This is a genomic window from Psychromonas sp. KJ10-2 (assembly GCF_047323255.1).
Classification (GTDB): domain Bacteria; phylum Pseudomonadota; class Gammaproteobacteria; order Enterobacterales; family Psychromonadaceae; genus Psychromonas.
Window position 1 is genome coordinate 2,017,894 of the sequence record NZ_CP178827.1, and the last position, 18,933, is coordinate 2,036,826.

Annotated in this window: 22 protein-coding genes and 2 pseudogenes; 14 read left to right on the plus strand and 10 right to left on the minus strand. The window is 38.9% G+C overall.

The window, feature by feature from the left end; genetic code table 11:
• Positions 1–258 precede the first annotated feature (258 nt).
• From ACLKL2_RS09715 to ACLKL2_RS09725, 3 genes and pseudogenes are all read left to right on the plus strand, one after another.
• Positions 259–879, plus strand: a pseudogene (locus ACLKL2_RS09715) (sulfite exporter TauE/SafE family protein); the annotation flags it as partial.
• A 629-nt stretch (positions 880–1,508) separates the two neighbouring features.
• Positions 1,509–2,216 (plus strand): glycerophosphodiester phosphodiesterase family protein, encoded by a 708-nt coding sequence (locus ACLKL2_RS09720; RefSeq protein ID WP_113817788.1) that lies wholly within the window; start codon positions 1,509–1,511, stop codon positions 2,214–2,216.
• A gap of 11 nt (positions 2,217–2,227) precedes the next feature.
• On the plus strand, positions 2,228–2,959 hold the full coding sequence (locus ACLKL2_RS09725; RefSeq protein WP_413691434.1) for a DeoR/GlpR family DNA-binding transcription regulator: 732 nt from the start codon (positions 2,228–2,230) through the stop codon (positions 2,957–2,959).
• A 20-nt stretch (positions 2,960–2,979) separates the two neighbouring features.
• Here the strand turns inward: ACLKL2_RS09725 and ACLKL2_RS09730 are convergent, their stop codons facing one another.
• The 7 genes from ACLKL2_RS09730 to ACLKL2_RS09760 form a co-directional block, all read right to left on the minus strand.
• Positions 2,980–3,123, minus strand: a complete 144-nt coding sequence (locus tag ACLKL2_RS09730; RefSeq protein WP_413691436.1) for a MarC family protein — start codon at positions 3,121–3,123, stop codon at positions 2,980–2,982.
• Positions 3,095–3,238 carry a hypothetical protein gene (locus ACLKL2_RS09735; RefSeq protein WP_413694294.1) on the minus strand — a complete coding sequence of 48 codons (144 nt, stop codon included), beginning with the start codon at positions 3,236–3,238 and terminating at the stop codon, positions 3,095–3,097. The genes ACLKL2_RS09730 and ACLKL2_RS09735 overlap by 29 nt, the downstream gene beginning before the upstream one ends.
• Positions 3,239–3,258: 20 nt before the next feature.
• Positions 3,259–3,588: a MarC family protein gene (locus ACLKL2_RS09740; RefSeq protein WP_413691437.1), complete on the minus strand. Its 330-nt coding sequence runs from the start codon at positions 3,586–3,588 to the stop codon at positions 3,259–3,261.
• 146 nt (positions 3,589–3,734) lie between these two features.
• On the minus strand, positions 3,735–4,232 hold the full coding sequence (locus tag ACLKL2_RS09745) for a universal stress protein (RefSeq protein WP_220149628.1): 498 nt from the start codon (positions 4,230–4,232) through the stop codon (positions 3,735–3,737).
• 58 nt (positions 4,233–4,290) lie between these two features.
• Positions 4,291–5,634: a TRAP transporter large permease gene (locus tag ACLKL2_RS09750; protein ID WP_413691438.1), complete on the minus strand. Its 1,344-nt coding sequence runs from the start codon at positions 5,632–5,634 to the stop codon at positions 4,291–4,293.
• A gap of 3 nt (positions 5,635–5,637) precedes the next feature.
• A complete protein-coding gene (locus ACLKL2_RS09755) occupies positions 5,638–6,222 on the minus strand; it encodes a TRAP transporter small permease (RefSeq protein WP_413691440.1) in 585 nt (194 codons plus the stop codon).
• A 116-nt stretch (positions 6,223–6,338) separates the two neighbouring features.
• Positions 6,339–7,340 (minus strand): TRAP transporter substrate-binding protein, encoded by a 1,002-nt coding sequence (locus ACLKL2_RS09760; protein WP_413691441.1) that lies wholly within the window; start codon positions 7,338–7,340, stop codon positions 6,339–6,341.
• A gap of 792 nt (positions 7,341–8,132) precedes the next feature.
• On the opposite strand from ACLKL2_RS09760, the gene ACLKL2_RS09765 reads away from it, so the two are divergent.
• From ACLKL2_RS09765 to ACLKL2_RS09805, 9 genes are all read left to right on the plus strand, one after another.
• Positions 8,133–9,245: a PLP-dependent aminotransferase family protein gene (locus tag ACLKL2_RS09765; protein WP_413691443.1), complete on the plus strand. Its 1,113-nt coding sequence runs from the start codon at positions 8,133–8,135 to the stop codon at positions 9,243–9,245.
• The gene (locus tag ACLKL2_RS09770) at positions 9,211–9,648 is read left to right on the plus strand and encodes a hypothetical protein (protein WP_413691444.1); all 438 of its coding nucleotides are present in this window, start codon (positions 9,211–9,213) and stop codon (positions 9,646–9,648) included. The genes ACLKL2_RS09765 and ACLKL2_RS09770 overlap by 35 nt, the downstream gene beginning before the upstream one ends.
• A gap of 528 nt (positions 9,649–10,176) precedes the next feature.
• A complete protein-coding gene (locus ACLKL2_RS09775; protein WP_413691445.1) occupies positions 10,177–10,926 on the plus strand; it encodes a siderophore ferric iron reductase in 750 nt (249 codons plus the stop codon).
• Between the two features lie 10 nt (positions 10,927–10,936).
• On the plus strand, positions 10,937–11,764 hold the full coding sequence (locus ACLKL2_RS09780) for an ABC transporter ATP-binding protein (protein WP_413691446.1): 828 nt from the start codon (positions 10,937–10,939) through the stop codon (positions 11,762–11,764).
• Positions 11,761–12,207, plus strand: coding sequence for an iron chelate uptake ABC transporter family permease subunit (locus tag ACLKL2_RS09785; protein ID WP_413691448.1), 447 nt, complete (start codon positions 11,761–11,763; stop codon positions 12,205–12,207). The genes ACLKL2_RS09780 and ACLKL2_RS09785 overlap by 4 nt, the downstream gene beginning before the upstream one ends.
• 5 nt (positions 12,208–12,212) lie before the next feature.
• Entirely contained in the window at positions 12,213–12,758 is a 546-nt protein-coding gene (locus ACLKL2_RS09790) for a FecCD family ABC transporter permease (protein WP_413694295.1), read from the plus strand.
• On the plus strand, positions 12,758–13,645 hold the full coding sequence (locus ACLKL2_RS09795) for a FecCD family ABC transporter permease (protein ID WP_413691449.1): 888 nt from the start codon (positions 12,758–12,760) through the stop codon (positions 13,643–13,645). The genes ACLKL2_RS09790 and ACLKL2_RS09795 overlap by 1 nt, the downstream gene beginning before the upstream one ends.
• A gap of 23 nt (positions 13,646–13,668) precedes the next feature.
• Positions 13,669–13,791 (plus strand): iron chelate uptake ABC transporter family permease subunit, encoded by a 123-nt coding sequence (locus tag ACLKL2_RS09800; RefSeq protein WP_413691450.1) that lies wholly within the window; start codon positions 13,669–13,671, stop codon positions 13,789–13,791.
• Positions 13,792–13,805: 14 nt separating this feature from the next.
• Complete coding sequence (locus ACLKL2_RS09805; protein WP_413691451.1) at positions 13,806–14,729, plus strand: ABC transporter substrate-binding protein; 924 nt, start codon at positions 13,806–13,808, stop codon at positions 14,727–14,729.
• Between the two features lie 31 nt (positions 14,730–14,760).
• Here the strand turns inward: ACLKL2_RS09805 and ACLKL2_RS09810 are convergent, their stop codons facing one another.
• On the minus strand, positions 14,761–15,294 hold the full coding sequence (locus tag ACLKL2_RS09810) for a YgjV family protein (RefSeq protein WP_413691453.1): 534 nt from the start codon (positions 15,292–15,294) through the stop codon (positions 14,761–14,763).
• Positions 15,295–15,320: 26 nt separating this feature from the next.
• Positions 15,321–16,081, minus strand: a pseudogene (gene kduD / locus ACLKL2_RS09815) (2-dehydro-3-deoxy-D-gluconate 5-dehydrogenase KduD).
• Positions 16,082–16,288: 207 nt separating this feature from the next.
• Here kduD and ACLKL2_RS09820 point away from each other — a divergent pair.
• Positions 16,289–16,615, plus strand: coding sequence for a hypothetical protein (locus ACLKL2_RS09820; RefSeq protein WP_413691454.1), 327 nt, complete (start codon positions 16,289–16,291; stop codon positions 16,613–16,615).
• A gap of 55 nt (positions 16,616–16,670) precedes the next feature.
• Here ACLKL2_RS09820 and ACLKL2_RS09825 read toward each other — a convergent pair whose 3' ends face one another.
• Positions 16,671–17,579 (minus strand): universal stress protein, encoded by a 909-nt coding sequence (locus ACLKL2_RS09825; protein ID WP_413691455.1) that lies wholly within the window; start codon positions 17,577–17,579, stop codon positions 16,671–16,673.
• A gap of 100 nt (positions 17,580–17,679) precedes the next feature.
• Between ACLKL2_RS09825 and ACLKL2_RS09830 the strand changes: the two genes are divergently transcribed.
• Positions 17,680–18,837 carry a cation:proton antiporter gene (locus ACLKL2_RS09830; protein ID WP_413691456.1) on the plus strand — a complete coding sequence of 386 codons (1,158 nt, stop codon included), beginning with the start codon at positions 17,680–17,682 and terminating at the stop codon, positions 18,835–18,837.
• Positions 18,838–18,933 lie beyond the last annotated feature (96 nt).

Below are 18,933 nucleotides of genomic sequence, written 5' to 3' on the forward strand. Positions count from 1 at the left end.
TTCGATAGTGCCAGATTTTTACCTTAGGCATTGACTAATTTAACCAAAAACATGGCTCTACAATTAATCATTTCTGGCCCTACTCTTACGCTTCGAATACAAGGATAGTAGCCTCGAAAATAATTAATATTAAGGAAGATAAGTGGAACAGATTTGGTATGTAATGCCTATTGTGATATTTGCTGCGATTGTCCGAGGCTATAGTGGTTTTGGCTTTGCCGTGATTGCAGTGGTCGGTTTAAATTTCTTTTTGAACCACAACAGAGTGTCGCAATTGTACTATCTCTGGATGTGCTATGTAGTATTAACCTATGGAAACAAGCGGTTAAACAAGCAGACTTCCCTACTCTCCGAAAACTTATTATCGGTGCCATCTTAGGCCTACCGATAGGCTATTGCTTTTTATTATTCATTCCAGCAGAAATCTTAAAACTGCTTATCTGTTTAGCCATCCTTGGATTAGCGGTATTACTTTTTTCTAATTTTAGGCCTTTTAATGCCGAGAAGAACAGCAGTAAAATCGGCTTTGGTGTGGCAGCGGGTGCAGGTACAGCAAGTGCTTCTATTGGTGGCCCAATGATTGTGTATTACATGTTGTCTAGTCAACTAAGCACTAGTACTCAACGTGCCACCATGATTCTCTTTTTTATTGCAAGTGAAGGCCTTACCGTACTCTCTCTGATCGCTGGAGGATTAACTGATAGCACCTTACCAATGGCAATATTAATCTTAATTTTACCAGCACTCGTCGCGGTAAAATACGGTCAATACCTGTTTAATAAAAAACCACCAGCTTCATTAAAAAGCTTTGCTTTACCTGTCATGGTCGTAGTTGCATTGTTAGGTATGGCGAATAGTTTTGTTAGTTTGACCGCTTAATGATTTAAGGTTACAAGCCCATCGTAAACTTGGTTTATGCAGGGTTTGTAACAGGTAATTAACTAGCTGACAAAGTATTCTCTACCTGGATCTAAAGTAGTGTAATTAGTTATACATATTGGCTACGCGGACAAAGCTTTTAGTCACTTTAAATTGGCTCTTCACTTACCACCCTATGCAATCAATACAATTTAGCAAATTGCTCACACCAACTTCTGCAGAGTCGATCACTACAACTACCTTAAAGATGGCTCTCTACCTGCTCCCTAAAACAACCAAAGCTTTAGCTCCTGCTTTACTTGGATACAAATTAATAAATGCGCTACACCAGTTTTTTAAGCATTAAAAACAGTCACTTTGTTCGAAGGTTAAAAAGTTCAAGCTAAAAAAGATTGATCATTTGATGACACATCCTTGTCATACTTATTTGAGAAGCTGTATTTATCAATTTTATTAAATAAGTGCTGTAAATTTTACGTAATAAAAATGGCTTAGTTTAAGGCGGAATTTTTATTAAGGAATTGTTTCCTTAATAAAAATCACAGCAAAAGAATAAGTTATTTTGATAAATAAAATAGCCCAGTTAATAAGTATGGTTGGTATTAACACTTAGGATGGGGATAAAAATTATGTTAATTACTGCACACCGAGGCTTGTCTAGCGTAGCCCCAGAAAATACCTTAGCTGCCATTCAAAAAGCCATTGAATTAGGTGCCAAGTCAATAGAGATAGATGTACAGATCAGCAAAGATGGTGTGCCCATTGTGTTCCATGATTTTAATGTTAATCGATGCACTAATGGGCAAGGTCTAGTGCAAGATATTGAGTACAGTGAACTAGCGAAGTTAGATGCCGGTTTATGGTTTTCCGATGAGTTTGAAAATGAGAAGATCCCTACTTTAGCCGAAGTACTGATATTGATTAGACAAAATGGCATTACCCTGAATATAGAATTAAAAGTGCAAAATGAAGCACATATTTTAGCCCTCTGTAAACAGGTTGTAGAGGTCATAGAGGCCAGCAAAATCACCACAGGACAATTAGTTTTTTCGAGCTTTGAGCATCAAGCTTTATTATTATTAAAACGCCTAAAACCCAGTATTCGTCGCTCTCAGTTATGGGAGAAAATACCCGATAACGCACTACAAATGTTAGATGATATTTATGCTTTTAGCGTCAATTGTGATTACCGTTTTTTAAGACAAGAACAAGCACTAATAATCAAACAAGCTGGCTACCAACTACATTGTTATACCGTCAATGACCCATTATTTATTGAACCACTTAGACCTTTACATGTCGATAATATTATTACCGACTGGCCACAACGCTTCTAAGGGGAATGGATATGAATATTGACCTATCCAATAGACAACATCATATTTTAACGCGATTAACTCAACAGGATTATTGCTCTATAGATCAGCTTTCCAGTGACTTTTCAATCACTAAACAAACTGTCACGCGTGATATTAATGCACTATGTGACCTCGGCTTAGCACGTCGTCAAAATGGTGGAGTCAGTGTGCCAGCATCTTTGGAGAACAGTAACTATCTAACCCGTAAAGCCTCCTTTAGCGACGTTAAACATAAGATTGCTACACAAGTAGCACAACAGATCCCCAACGGCAGTACAGTCTTTTTAGGTATTGGCACTACCATTTCCGCGATCGCTGAACAACTTGGACAACATCAACAATTACGTATCGTCACTAATAACTTTGAAGCAGCGGCTATTTTGTCACACTATGATCATATCGAAACTTGGATTGCAGGTGGTCGTTTACGCCATAATGATCGCGATATCATTGGAGAAAGTAGTGATGACCTTTTTCAACAATTTATTGCCGATATTGGCATTATCAGTTGCGCGGCGGTCACCCCTTTACAGAGTGTAGAAACGTCAAAAAAGACTATTGAATGGTGTTTAGATCATGAGTTGCAGGAAGCAAAAGTTAGCCAAGCTATTATTAATAACAGTTTACAAACTTGGTTAGTGGCACATGAAAACAAATGGCACCAACAAGCCTGTAGCAAAGTTGCGCCCTTGACCAACTTTGATCAAGTATTTAAGGGCTAAATAAGACAAGTTAGATTAATTTAAAAAGTCGGCAATAAGACACGTGTAGCATCGATGAACATTTGTACCGACATCATTAATAGCAGCATGCCCATTAAACGCTCTAAGGCTTTTAAACCTTTGTCTTTTAATATTTTATAAAGCTGTGGTGAACATAGCAACACCAGTACCGCTAATACCCAAGCTAATAATAAAGCGGTAAATAAACCACCTGTATGCTCTGCATTTGTTTTGGCTAATACCAATAAAGTAGCTAAAGCACTCAGGGCCAGCGATCATCGGTATAGCAATCGGTACCACTAATGGCTCATCACCTTTACTAGTAGCAAATAGGTCCCCCCACCAGGACTAGGAAAAATCATTTTTAAAGCGATTACAAAGAAAATAATACCACCAGCAAGACTAATCGCAGGAGTTTCTAAGTGAAACAGGCTTAAGAATTGCTCACCAAAAAATAGGAATATGATCAAGATAGCCAAACCAATCAACATTTCACGAATAATGATTTTAGAGTGTCGTTTTTTATCTATGTTTTTTAAGATACTTAATAGCAAAGGCACACTACCAAATGGATCCAGTATAAAAAACAATAAAATAGCCGTTGAAAATATTGAGAATGAAGATTCCATGAACTGACACCTTACCTGGTAAAATAGATCTAAAAATGAGAGTGATTGGTATTCCTATGGGCATTATATTTTTTAAAAGTTGGCGGCAAGGTAGAAATAAAAAAGCCAAGTTAATTGATTAACTTGGCTTGAAGTGAAATGGTAGGTTATCGTTTACGTTCTTTCAGTGGTACGACTAACACTGGGATACGAGAACGTGCTAGAACATTCCTTGCAACACTCCCTAAAAAGGTTTCAACAAAACCTTTTTCATGCGTCCCCATAACAATTAAGTCCACTTCACGCTCTCGTGAATTTTTTAAAATCGCTTCCATAGGAAAAGATTCAATAATATTTATCGATTTTATCTGCTTTCTTACCGCCAAATCTTCGGGATCAGAAACTTGCGCCCAAAAATCTTCCTGTTTAGTTTCCAACTTAGCTTTAGCTTGACGCTTACGCGATCCTAACATTTCAGCACGTTGTTCTGAATTCATCACATAACTTTCCAGCGCCATTCTTGCATCACTAGAGAGTTTTTCTACAACATGTAATACGTGTATTTCAGCCCCGGTTTTTTTGGCTAAAAACGCAGCGTATTTAAAGCACTCATTAGAGCCCTGCGATAAGTCTGTACAGTATAGAATTTTATCAAATTGAAACATAATCTATCCCTTTATTGTCAGCCTACTTTAGTTGACCTAAAGCAGGCTACTAAACAACTTAATATCCGAGTAGTCTTGGCATAGTCAAGGCTATTTGCGGTATGTAGGCAATAATAATCACCATAATCGTAGACACTAATGCAAATGGTAATGCTTTTGCCGTTACCTCTTCCAGAGGCGTATCAGATATACCTGAAGCAACAAATAAGTTCTCACCCAATGGTGGTGTTGAGAAACCAATCGATAAGCTACATACCATCACGATCCCAAAGTGTACTGGGTCAATGCCTAATGTGTAAGCAACAGGTAACAATACTGGCGTTAAAATCATAATTGCCGCCAGAGTTTCCATGAACATACCCACAAACAATAGGAAAGCAATAATCAATAACCAAATTAAGTATAGGTTATCAGTTAAACTTAACATTGATTCAGCCACAATACCTGGGATTTGATTTTCAACTAAGATCCGACCAAAAGCGGTAGCAGTGAACAGGATTAATAACACGCGGCCAGATAACCAAGTTGTTGTTTCTAACGAGTGAACCAGATCTTTTATTTTCAACTCTTTATGGATAAAGATACCTACAAATAAAGTATAGAAAATAGCAATAATAGCTGACTCAGTTGGGGTAAAGAAACCAGAGTAAATACCACCTAGAATCACTAATGGCGCTAAAATAGACCAAATACCGTCTCGAGCTGCTTTACCAATCTGTGCAACAGACCAACCTTCACCGCTACCTTTAAAGCCATAACGACGACATTGAATGTAGTTTAAGGTCATTAAACCTACAGACATCACCACACCAGGTAAGAAACCAGCAATAAACATTTTTGGAATTGAGATGCTTTGGAACTCACCGTGTTTGGCGATCGCATCTAGTGGCACCGCTAACCCCAACGCTGAAATACCGAAAATAACCATAGGGATAGAAGGTGGAATTACAATCCCTAAACCACCTGATGACGCTGTCACCGCTGAGGCATAACCTTTGTCGTAACCACGGTTTACCATGGCAGGGATCATTAACATTCCTACCGCAGCAGTTGTCGCAGGACCTGATCCTGAAATCGCGCCAAAGAACATACACGCTAAGATAGCTGCCGCAGACATACCGCCTGTTACAGGGCCAGCAAAGCTTTCAGCTAGCGTCACTAATCGCTTGGATATGCCAGAAGCTTCCATCAACGCACCTGCTAATATAAACGCAGGTAAAGCCATTAGTGGAAAAGAACCCACTGAGTTAAAAGCGATTTGTACAAATTTAATTGGGTTTTCATCTAGGTAGAAAAATGATGCTAAAGCAGCAATACCTAATGACACCATGACCGGTGCGCCCAAAATCAATAAGGCTAAGAAGGATCCAAATAGGACCATTACTATGGATGCTTCACTCATAGGTTATTCTCCCTTCCTTGTATTAGTTTTCTGCTGTGCATCATCAATTGCAGATTCTTCTTGCATGTCGTGGTTCATTAACTCATTCATCTCTTGTGATTCAGGGTCAATCACCTCAACACCTTTAATATATTTTAAGTAGTTAACTTGTAAGATACGGATCGTCATTAACACAAAGGCGATCGGTAGAATTAAGTAGATATATTTCATTGGGATACCCAGCGTTTGAGATTTCCAGAACAAGTTCATTCTGTTAAAAACAAAATCATAGCTTAGGTAAATAAAGTAGCTGTTAAAGCTTACCCATAATAGGTCTGAAGCTAACTCACAAAAAGTACGAAGCTTCTGTGGTAACCATTTGTAGTGAAAAGTAACACGGTTATGTGCTGATAATTTTGCCGCGTAACTTGAACCAAGAAAAACAAACCATACGAAGAGATAAACCGATAGTTCTTCACTCCAAGTAATGGAATGACCAAATAGTTCGCGGGAGAGAATTTGAGCAAAAAGCAGAGTAACAAAAGTTACTAGTAATGCCCTACATAGATAGCTTTCTAAGTTATCAAATATTTTTAAAATTATTTTCATTGTTGTGTCCCTGTTCCCTTGAGAGAGAGCAGCACCTTGCTCTTAAAATAGGTGGTTATGCTAATGTCATCTGCACTAATAAAAAGGAGTGTTTCCACTCCTTTTCAAACTACCTTTTAAATCTTTTCACGACCTAATAGGCTCAGTAATTCATTAATTTTATCTTTACCGCCTACTTGCTCATAAAATTCAGGCCATACACCTGCTTGTGCTTTTTTAACCCACTCAGCTTCATCTTCTAACTGGTCGATTTCCATGCCGTATTTAGACACTAGCTCTTCTTTGATGCTGCTTTCTTTTTCTTTAATCCAAGAAAGACTGTACTCAGTCGCTTCTTTACCTGCTTCTAAGATAGCTTGTTGTACTTCTTTAGATTGGTCCTGGAAAAGAGATTCAGACATAATTAACGGCTCAAGAGCAAATAAATAGTGTGTCTCTGTTAGGTATTTTTGGATTTCAGCAAATTTCATTGAGTAAATCGCTGCATAAGGTGTTTCTTGACCATCAACAACTTGCTGCTGTAGTGCAGTGAATGTTTCAGACCATGCAACTGGTGTTGGGTTAACGCCAAAAGATTGATATGTTTTAATGATCAGGTCACTTTTTGGCACTCGAATAAACAGGCCTTTCAAATCATCTAGATTTTTCACAGGGCGTTTTGAGTTAGTTAACATACGGAAACCAGAATAGCTCCAAGCAACGATACGTACATTTGCTTGCTGTAATGTGGTTTCAGTTAGGCGTTTTTCGATATCACTGTTAATCACTTTTTCTGCTTGGTCAATATTTTCAAAAATATATGGCAAAGAAAGTAGACCAACAGAAGGACTAAAAGGTGCTAAGTTGTTAGCGGCGATGATTGACATATCTAATGTGCCTAATGCCACGTCATTCACTGTTGCTTGTTCAGAACCTAGCTGCCCATTAACAAATAATGTTGATGTTATTTTGTCATTGGTCTTTTCAGCAAGTACTTCTGAAAACTTAATACCTAATGCCTCTTGAGCACTGCCACCGCCATCACCAACAGCCATTTTCCATGTTGCTGATAACGCACTCGTTGATAACACTAGACCTGCAGTCAGTGAAAGGGCTTTAATAAGTTTCGTTTTTTGCATTTCCATTACCTCATTTTTTATGATGATTTTTTCGCACAAATAATAAATATAAGAGCGAGAATCCTAATTGAATCTAAAAAGAATTTTCCAGATTCATATGCAGCATACGAGCTAACATACTTACTTTCATGGCATAACCTGTTATGCCAACATTCTCATTACCCAATTGTTATTATTGGAGTACGCTGGTTAATCATAAAACAGATTAACAAACAAAAACCAATAATAAAAACAACCAGTTAATAAACTATTTAATCGTGATACGATTATTCTTTTGTTTTCCTTAAATTACCTAATGACTTGCAACATAATAGTTTGCTAAACACCACTTTTTATTGTCAAAATATGATTTATAAATCCCCAGCTGAGTCATTGCATGGTCTATTAAACAATAGCAGACCATTAAAAGAGTATAAAAGAGAATGTAGATATAGTTTTTTCACCCATTATTTTTTTATTGTTAGTGTCATTAACGACATCTCTATTGAATTTAGGTAAAACAGGCGTTTATTATTACTTGCTAAAATATTTTTCCTGCTCTAGCACACTCATAAATCACTTTTTATTATTTTTATTGTATCTGCGTGATGCGCTTTCCTTATTTAAACTACACTTGAACAAAATAAGTAACAGAGCCAATTTTTGAAATTAATGGGCCACAAGTTAAATTTTGGCCTCATCACTTTAAAAAAATTGGCTTAAAAATTGCCTATCTATAAGGTGGTGAGTTGCATTGAAAACAAGCAACATATTTCACCACATAATTTGCTCGAAATTTATACAGGTGACGTAATGGTTGATTTTTTAATAAATATTGAATTGCATCAAAATAGTACTTATCAGCAACAGATCCGTGAAAAATTAGTCGAGCTTATTGAGCAAGATACCTTTGGTGACAAAGCCTTACCATCAGGTAGAAAGATGGCACAGCTATTAAAAGTATCACGTAATACGGTAGTGCTGGTGTATGAAAGCTTAGTCGATGAAGGGTATTTAGTTGCACGTAAGCGCAGTGGTTTCTTCGTTCACCCTGATCTACTTATGGTGCAACGTCTCACCAATTCAGTGCAAGCAGACCCTGAAGGGGTACATCGTACGACTCGCCAACCGGACTGGTCGAAACGAATGTTGAAGCAACCAAGTCAATTATCCACCTTAAATAAAGATGAAAATTGGTTAAAATATCCATATCCATTTATTTATGGGCACATTGATGTCAGTGAATTTCCGCTCTATCAATGGCGAGAGTGTTCACGTATTGCTGAAAGTAAAGGTAAGTTACATGAATGGGTAGAGGGTTATATCGATATGGATGACCCACAACTGGTCTCGCAAATTCGTCAGCAAATTCTGTCAAAACGAGGTATCACAGCCAAGCCTGAAGAGATCCTCATTACTTTAGGCACACAAAATTCACTGTTTTTATTGACCAACCTGTTAGCCGATCAGTCGGTAACCTTTGGTGTTGAAAATCCAGGCTATGCAAACTTACGTCATATTATCTCTTTATGTGATAGCCCAGTTAAACCACTGGATATTGATAATGCAGGTTTAAAATTAGGTAAGCAGTTAAAAGACTGTGATTATGTTTTCACTACACCAAGCCATCAGTATCCAACCACAGTGACCATGAATGTAGAACGTCGTAAAGGATTATTAGAGCAAGCTTGTAAAGATGACTTTATCGTTATCGAAGATGATTACGAGAGTGAAGTTAATTTCATTGAACAACCATTACCTGCATTAAAAAGCTTTGACCAAGATGGCCGTGTTATTTATGTAGGCAGTTTATCTAAATCTTTAACGCCAGGCATTCGTATTGGTTATCTAGTGGCAGATAGCTCTTTAATCACCGAGTTACGTAAACTGCGTGCTTTTACATTACCGTCACCCACCTTCAAATAACCAACGTATTGTCGCGCTATTTATTAGCCAAGGTTATTACGATAGTCATGTTAGACGTATGCGTCGTACCTTTGAAAAACGATGGTTATTGATGGAGCAAGGTGTTAAGAAATATCTCAGCTCCTGCAAAATACATGCAACTCCAGGCAGTTTTTGCTTTTGGATTGCCTTGCCTATTAATGTAGCTAGCCATGATTTACGTGATAAAGCCGCGCAGCATGGCATATTAATTGAATCGGGCGATACGTTATTCATGCAAAAAGACGCTCCTAAGAATTATATTCGTTTAGGTTTCTCTGCCATGAATAGCGATAAAATTTTACCCGGTTTAGAAATATTAGGTTCCCTCATCACTGAACTAAGCCATGGCTTTACCGAGCCTTTGCAAAAACGTGTTGTCTAAAGCAAACAACCTAAATGTAAACTTTCCTCATAAAAAGCAAAAGATACAACCAATCACCCAGTGAGGGGGTTGGTTTAACTGCCTATTTATACCAATCACACTAAGTAACTAATCTATTTTGCTTGTTAAAATAACTGACTCCTTCGTTGTCATTTTCGCCAATTGAACCACTATTAAAGAATTAACATCTTTTGCTTAATTCTCCGTCAGACTATTAACGAAGTTAATCGTCGAGAGGCTTAAATTACGCCTTAAACTAAGCCATTTTTCCTGCGCAAAATTGAGATCACTTATTTAATGCAATTGGTATTACTCTCTGATTATATTACCGAGCAATATATAGTGCGCATTTCCACCTTGTTTACATTTACCGATTGTTGCAATCAAAAAATAGCTCATATATCATCCAACAAGATAACGATAACTATTATCAAAAAATTAATAACCCTATACTTGAGGCATACCTAACCGTACGCTTAATTCTATCACCTATATTATTTAATAGGCGCTTTCGCCCCTTAACCCATTATGTCTAATCGAACCCTACAAACAGATTCATTAACCTCCATGTTTAACTTATGTAGACAAGTTATCCCCTATTTGGATGGTAAATTTGAGGCGCTAGACTCATTATTTTTAGACACAGTGAAAAATGATCAATGGTTACAAGGAAATCATTATGATCAAGCTACCATTATGGCGTTACAAAATGATTTAAAAAGACTGTTCCCTGAGGCGGGTGAAGCGTACTATCAAGCGCGAGTGTGGCATCTGCTATGTTGGCAACCTATCTATATTGCCTTTATCAGTATCTATGGCTTACAAAGGCTGCCTGACTTTTCTCAATTTAAACAACAACGTCAGCACAATGCGATTATCGGCTTCACTTTTCAAAGTAAGCAGATGTTTAGCGGCACTCCACAGCAACTAATCGCACAAACAAAATCACATTTAGCCCCGTTAATTGAGCATTATCGAGTCCAGCTAGATAACGTTGAACGTTGTCGCCCTGGTTATGCAGACCGTTTTGTTGCCGACTTAATTTTTGGTAATTTACTTAAGGTCAAAGCATTAGTCAGCGACTTTAGTGGCCAAGATATTTTATCTCATGCAACTCTTTGGGTAGAAGCAATGGGATTACCGCAAAAGTTATTAGAGACACTCACAAGTAATCCAGACAATAGTATCGAGTTTGTCAGAAGCAGTTGCTGCTTGGCTGATAAAATAGATGAAGAGCTTTGTGCAAACTGCCCTAAAGTACATAAAAATAAACAATAAGCACCCAATCATGACTCCAAACAATCAAGCCTCTGCTTCCACCATTAGTCTGACCACGGATAATTTAGTCGTCGGTTATGATAGCCCAATCGTGAAAGGAGTTAACTTAAATATTCAACCCGGCAAAATGAGTATATTAATTGGCTCTAATGGCTGTGGTAAATCTACATTATTAAAATGTTTAGCACGTGTATTGCCTCCTATCAGTGGTCAAGTTTTGTTAAATGGCAAAGCGGTTCATCAACAGCCAGCTAAACAAGTAGCTAAAATGATGGCGCTATTACCCCAAGGTCCAATCGCTCCGGAAGGTTTGCCGGTTAAAGAGTTAGTATCACAGGGGCGTTATCCACACCAAAGCTTTTTAAAACAATGGAGTAAAGAGGACGAGCAAGCAGTCAATCAAGCGATGCAGCAGGCAAATGTTGAGATGTTAGCAGATCGCTCCATTGCTGACCTTTCCGGTGGGCAACGGCAACGCTGTTGGATTGCGATGGTATTAGCACAACAGACAGATATTATCTTATTGGATGAACCTACCACCTACTTAGATTTAAAGGTACAAGTTGACCTATTAAACTTACTTAGTGAGTTAGCCCACCAGCATCAACGCACTCTGGTGATTGTATTGCACGAGCTTAATTTAGCCGCGACCTATGCCGACCATCTAATCATGATGAAAGATGGCAATATATATGCACAAGGTACGCCCGAACAGGTTTTCAACGCAGATAATCTACAAGCAGTATTTGGCTTAAATGCCAAAATAATAAAAGATCCTGATAGCCGTGCTTTAGTTTGTATTCCAAGCACTCAACAACCAGCTCAGGTAGTTTCATGACTCACTCAAGATGGTTAAGTTGGTCAGGCATAGTGGTGATGCTTGGATTATTATTTATCGCATTAATTTGGCACCTATCCATTGGCACAAAAACCATTGCAATCAATGAACTGATGCAATCCTTTTACGCCTACAATGAAGATAACTTTAATCACCTTATTATCCAAGAATTACGCTTACCAAGAGCGATTATCGCGATCTGTGTCGGCGCTTGTTTAGCAGTTTCTGGTGCATTAATGCAGGGAGTTACCCGCAACCCACTGGCTGATCCAGGTTTATTAGGTATGCTTACCGGCGGAGCCTTAGCAGTTGTCTATTGGTCAACCTTTGTAAGCAGTGCATCCTTAATATGGTTACCCTTAGTGGCGGCTTTAGGTGCATTAGTCAGCGCTGTGATTGTTTGGAGTATTGCATCTAGGGTAGCCGGCGGTATTACCCCTTAAGTTTAATTTTATCAGGATCAGCATTTACTGCATTCACTGGCGCATTATTAGCCATCCATCACTTGTTAGATCAACAAACCTTTGAAGAGATGCGTACCTGGTTAGTTGGCTCCTTATTAGCGAGCAATTTAACCACCTTATATTGGTGCTTACCATGGATCATCATTGGCTTGGTGGCTGCGATTGTACTCGCCCCCAGTGTTACCGCGTTATCCATGGGTGAAGAGGTTGCCACAGGATTAGGGATTAATATCGCCCGTCGAAAGTGGCAATTACTAGTTTGTGTGGTGATGCTAACTTCTGCATCTGTCGCGTTAGCCGGACCACTTGGATTTATCGGCTTGGTTATTCCGCATGTTGTACGCTTTTGGGTTGGGGCAGATTACCGTTGGATTGTTCCCTACTCGATGTTACTCGGTGCGGCATATCTATTATTTGTTGACTCTCTGGCTCGTTGGTTAATTCAACCACATGAAATTGCGACAGGCTTGATCACTATTTTAATCGGTGCACCATTATTTATCTGGTTAGTTAAAGTGAGGGTTCGTTAATGCACTATACCCTGCGTTTATGTAAACAAGCTGTCTCATTACGTTTTAATAGTCATGCACTATTATATACGGCACTGCTAACCGCCGTGCTGTTTGGTACTTTTTTATATGCGATAACAGAGGGTAGTTATCCACTCTCTTTACATGACAGTGTGATGAGTTTGCTAAGACAACAACAAGCGATACTCGATCCACAAGCCAACGTTATTATATGGGAGTTTCGTTTACCAAGGAGTTTAGTCGCTCTATTAAGCGGTGCCTTATTTGCCCTCTCTGGCGCGTTATTACAAAATATGACACGGAATCCTTTGTCTGATCCTAGCTTGGTTGGGATCAGTCAAGGTGCAGCGTTAGCTGTGGTTACCTTAACCATTTTATTTCCCAGTTATATTGATAATTGGCGTGAGATTGCGGCTTTTATTGGCGCAGTGACCATTGCCATTGTGATCCAATTATTACGTGGTAACGGTCACCCACTTAAATTTATTTTATTGGGGGTTGGGGTTGCTGCTTTTATTAGCGCCATTATCTCCAGTTTATTAACCTATGGTGACTTACCCTCAGCAATGGCAGCTTTATCTTGGCTAGCGGGAAGTACGCATAATAGTAATTGGCACGATGTACAGGTACTCGCACTGGCTTTTATGCTGATCATCAGCTTAACCCTCTATCAAGCAAGAATGATGTCGGTGATCAGTTTAGGGGATGAAGTGGCCATTGGCTTAGGCATCAACTTAAAAGCCATTATGTTAATGCAACTGTCTATCTCCGTTACGGCAGCAGCAATCGCCACTGCAGTTGTAGGGCCATTAGGCTTTATTGGTTTGCTCGCTCCACATTTAGCTCGCAAATTAGTGCGCTCTGGACCAGCTAACCATCTTTTTTAACCGCATTAGTGGGGGCTTTGCTAGTGCTGATTGCTGATCTTATTGGGCGAAGTGTATTTGCTCCGACACAACTAGCGGCAGGCTCTGTCACAGCATTAATAGGCGCCCCTTTGTTCGCTTATTTATTAATCACCAAAAAAACCTAAGGTAAGGGATAATTATGAAATGGATCGCAGGATTAATCGGCTTATGTCTGAGTATCAGTGTATTTGCTTTTCCGGTCACTATCACACATCAATATGGCACATTAACCATTGATAAAAAACCATTAAAGGTAGTGTCTGTGGGTCAGGTTGACCACGATGATATTTTATCTTTTGGCGTTAAACCAATCGCAATACGTGATTGGTATGGCAACCAACCTTACGGTGTGTGGCCATGGGCACAGTCAGCTTTAGGTGATGCCAAACCGGTATTACTCGATCCTAGAATTATAGATTACGAAGCAATCGCAGCATTAAAACCAGATCTGATTATTGGCGTTTCGGCCGCCATGGATGAAAAAGAGTACCAAAAGCTAAATGCGATTGCGCCGACACTGGCCGGCCCTACTAATTATGAAAAATGGACCATTCCTTGGGATGTACGTCATTTAATGATTGGTGAAGCACTTGGCTACAGTGACCTCGCACAACAACAGGTAGCAACCTTAAAGCAAAAATTACAAACAATAAAAACGCAACACCCAGAGTTTGAAGGAAAAACCGCTGCAGTGGCGTTTTACTATAATAAACAACCAGGTGCTTATGCCAGTAAAGACCTACGCTCACAGTTTTTAATTAGCTTAGGGTTTGTTATTCCAGCAGAAATTGACCAGATAGCAGGTGATGCCTTTTATGCTTCATTCAGCGAAGAGCGATTAGATATTTTAAACAATGATATTGTGGTGTGGTTAGGCTCTGAACAAGCGATTGAAAGTGCCAGTACAGCTATCTTCCGTCAACGTATGCCTTTCTACAAAAACCATAAAGAGTACTTTACCGGCGACCTTGTTGGTGGCGCGTTCTCCTTCTTTAGCTATTTATCAATTCAATACCTGATAGATGAAATGGTACCTGAATTATCCAAAGTAACAGCACCTTAAAGAAGCTTTAACTGGGCATAAGTACTTTTAACTAATGCCCAATGACACTCTCTTCAACCTTAGGCATTTTTCGATTATCTCTTACTATCCGTATGATGGTACTGAGGTTCACCGTTATTAATGTAGCTTCTAACAAGGTACCGCCAATCGACCCTACTAAAATATTATTGATTAACCAACATACCGCACCGATTAAAAAGGCAATGCGCATTTTAATACCTTTTAAAACAAACACAGCATAAGTGCCAATACTCATGCCTAGCATAGACCACAGATCCCAAATGCTCTCAGAAAAATAGATGGCACTGCTCAAACCAACTCCAATAAACACTAAAGCAACTGCTAACGAAGATATATAAATAGCGGTGACGGTTCTAAAAGCTGATAACAAGGCACTCAGTGCTGATACTATCGAGCCTAATAATAGATAATGTACAAGGTGATTTAAGTTAAATATCACCATCATGATTTTTAACTTTTTATCATCCTTTTGAAAGAAGGTACAAATACCTAATATAAAACTCATAAAGCCAATTAGTTGCGCAAAAAACAGCTGGTCCATCATAGATTGAATACTCTCATTAAACTTAATTACCTGGCTAACCAGCCACCATCCACAGCAATCGTATAACCGTTCATATAACTAGCCGCTTCTGAGGCTAAGAAAACACAAGGTCCAGCCACATCAACTGGCTTCCCCCAACGTTGCGCTGGTATACGCGCTAAAATAGCTTGATTACGCTCAGCATCTTCTCTGAGTGCAGCGGTATTGTTAGTTTCCATATAACCCGGAGCAATACTATTTACATTGATATTATGTATGGCCCATTCATTAGCCATGGCACGAGTTAACCCCATTAACGCACTTTTAGAAGCAGTGTAAGATGGCACTCTTATCCCACCTTGAAAGGACAGCATAGAGGCAATATTAATAATCTTTCCACCCTCACCTTGCTTAATCAACTGCTTAGCTACCGCCTGCGACATAAAGAAGGCTGTTTTGGCATTAACATCCATTACATCGTCCCAGTCTTGCTCAGCAAAATCGATAGCATCCTCTCGACGAATAATACCTGCGTTATTCACCAAAATATCAATTCGTCCAAATTCATCTATGGCCTGTTTAATTAAATTAGGGATTTGAGTTTGATTTAACAGATCGGCACGCAGGTCAAGAAAACGATATCCCCCTCTTTCATTTTATTAATGGTGCCGTCAGGCGCACTACGATTAATGCCCACAACATGACAACCCGCTTCCGCGAGCGCAATCGCAATTGCTTGCCCTAACCCAGTATTACAGCCAGTAACCACAGCCACTTTGCCAGTTAATTTGAAGGAATCGAGTATCATGTTATGCCCCCTATTATTAGCGTGATACGATAAATCGACTTCACTGAACAATATCATTAATATTTTTCAAGGATGAAAAGATCAGAAACAATATAATTGATATATGATGACTCCACGTTAACATCAACACGCTGTAATCACACTCATAAAGTGTTCGCTATCGTTTTTCACAATATACTTTTATAAAGTATCATCGGGTTTTTATTCATGAACAAATCATTAAAAGCTGCTCTACTTTCAGCACTTATCTATCCAGGTTTTGGCCACCTTTCATTAAAGCGTTATCTATCTGCTGCTGTCTTTATTATTAGCTTCTCTATCCCTATGATTTTGCTGTTCAAGCAGATAATGGAAAAAGCGAACCAAGTTGTGGCGCAAATTGAACATGGTCAAGTAGGGATGGATGTTTCGTCCATTTCAAATGCCCTAACCAGTACAGGAGGGAGTATGCAACCCCTAGATTTCTATACTTACCTTATGTTGGCAGTATGGGTAATTGCGCTGCTGGATATTTACCGAGTAAGAAACCGTTAATAAACACAATGATACCAAAGTGCCTCTTGTGTCCTTTGGTATCATTAATCGGCCATTATTTTTTCAATAATAAGAGATCGCAAGGTAAGTCATTTAAGATCGCCGTTGTAGTACTGCCAACCCACAATTGCGCTAACTTGTTACGTGCCACTAACCCCATCACTAAAATATGACTGTTATTTTTCTTAATATAGGAAGCTAATGCCTCCTCAGGAATACCTTCTAATAAGACACATTGGTTTGCAGCAATTCGTTGTTTTTTAGCAAACTCCATCAACCCTTGTTTATGCTGAGACAACACCTTATTTTTATATTGGCTTAATACCGAGGTAACATAATAGCAATGTGTCACCACCCAAGTTGCTTTTAATGGCTTAGCCCAACGTTCAGTCAATGCAACAATATTCGTATCTAATCCTCCAGTTCGAGCATACTCATGGAGAGGGTCTACAGCAGCAACAATACTCAAAGGTTGTTGCCAAGCCCGCTTACTTAACAATAGTAAAGGCGCTTTAATCGCAGTTAAACGCTGAAAAATAGAGTGTCGCTGAGCGACTGCATTATCTTCAATAACAACGACACTTTGTGGGTCATTCGCGACCTCGGCATTTAAAACCGAGAGGTAATCAGAAGATTGATTAATGCTAATTTCGACATCAATAGCATTCATTGCAAAGTATTTAAGTAGTTTTGCTTTTTTTAACTCTATTTTTGTCATTATTTCATCAGATAATATTTCTTTATTTGAAAATAAATGCCAATATCCGCGCCCCTTTAGTTGTGCACTTGCATCGATGATAATTTGCAGTGTTTTTTGGTTGGGTTGGATAAGGTGGATCATCTTATCTAATGACGTGGTTTGATAAAAAAGCGACTGTCGATAAACCAAATAAATTGTTGTGTAATCATTTGTGAGTTCACATGAATAAGGGGTTAATCGAGTATATTGTACTATTCTCACCATTACAATTTGCGCGTTATACAAAACCTAAAGCACTTATTTCAGCCATAGCAAGGCTGTTCAAAGAGTAGGGATAGCGCCTAAACATGAATAAAGAGTTGTTATGCACTTAGATCCTTTTATGCCACAAATGGTTAGTATCATTTTTATTGTGTTGGCTTTAGGTTTTATTCTAAAGTTATTTCATCAACCACATGTTATTGCTTACTTAATCGTTGGCATTGTTATTGGCCCTTGGGGGCTTTCACTGATCACCGACACCGACACCATCGCCCGCTTAGGCGCTGCAGGTGTGGTCTTCCTATTGTTTTTTGTCGGCATGGAAACCGATCCCAAAAAGTTAGTAGAGAATTGGAAACTGGCTATTTTTGGCACCCTATTTCAAATTATTTTAAGTGTCACCTTTGTTTGGATACTAGGCTTGTTTTTCCATTGGGGAATTGAACGAGTGATTCTGATTGGTTTTGTGATCAGCTTAAGTAGTACAGCGATTGTGATCAAGCTATTGCAAGACAGCAATACTCTAGACTCTAAAGTAGGGCAAGGTGCATTAGCGATTCTATTAGCGCAGGATTTAGCAATCATCCCAATGTTGATTATTATTGGGTTATATCAAACCGATGTTGTTGAAAATACACACGTAGGCAGACAAGTGATTGGTTCCATTGCTGCCGCAGCATTGCTGGCCTTTATTATCATTAAAAAAGAGGTCCATATTCCGCTGGCAAAATGGTTAAAGCATGACCATGAGTTACAGCTATTTGCTGGTTTGGGAATATGTTTTGGGTTGTCTATGTTAACGGCTTGGTTTGAGCTATCTACCGCTCTCGGAGCGTTCTTAGGCGGAATGCTAATTGGCGCAGCGAAAGAGACCCAATGGGTTCACCATAACTTAAACTCATTAAAAGTCTTGTTTGTTGCGCTGTTTTTTATCTCTGTAGGCATGATGCTAGACTTGGATTTCTTAATGGCTAACTGGTTACAAGTTGTTTCCTTGGTGATCGCAGCTTTGTTAATTAACACCTTTATCAATGCAGGTATCTTAAAGATGTCTGATTTTTCATGGAAAGAGAGTATTTATACCGGTGCGCTGTTATCACAAATAGGTGAGTTCAGTTTTGTATTAGCAGCAGTTGGTAAACAATCAAATATTATTAATGGCTACGGTTATCAGCTGGCAATTTGTGTTATTGCCCTCTCGTTATTAATTAGCCCACTTTGGTTAACGTCTTGTAAAAAAATGATTAATTACAAGGCTTAACGCTTATGGTAAACAAGATATAAAGCACTAGATGCTTGCAGCATAATAGCAGTGAGCATCTAGGGGCTGTTGATCTTTCGAGTTTGTTTTTGCAGC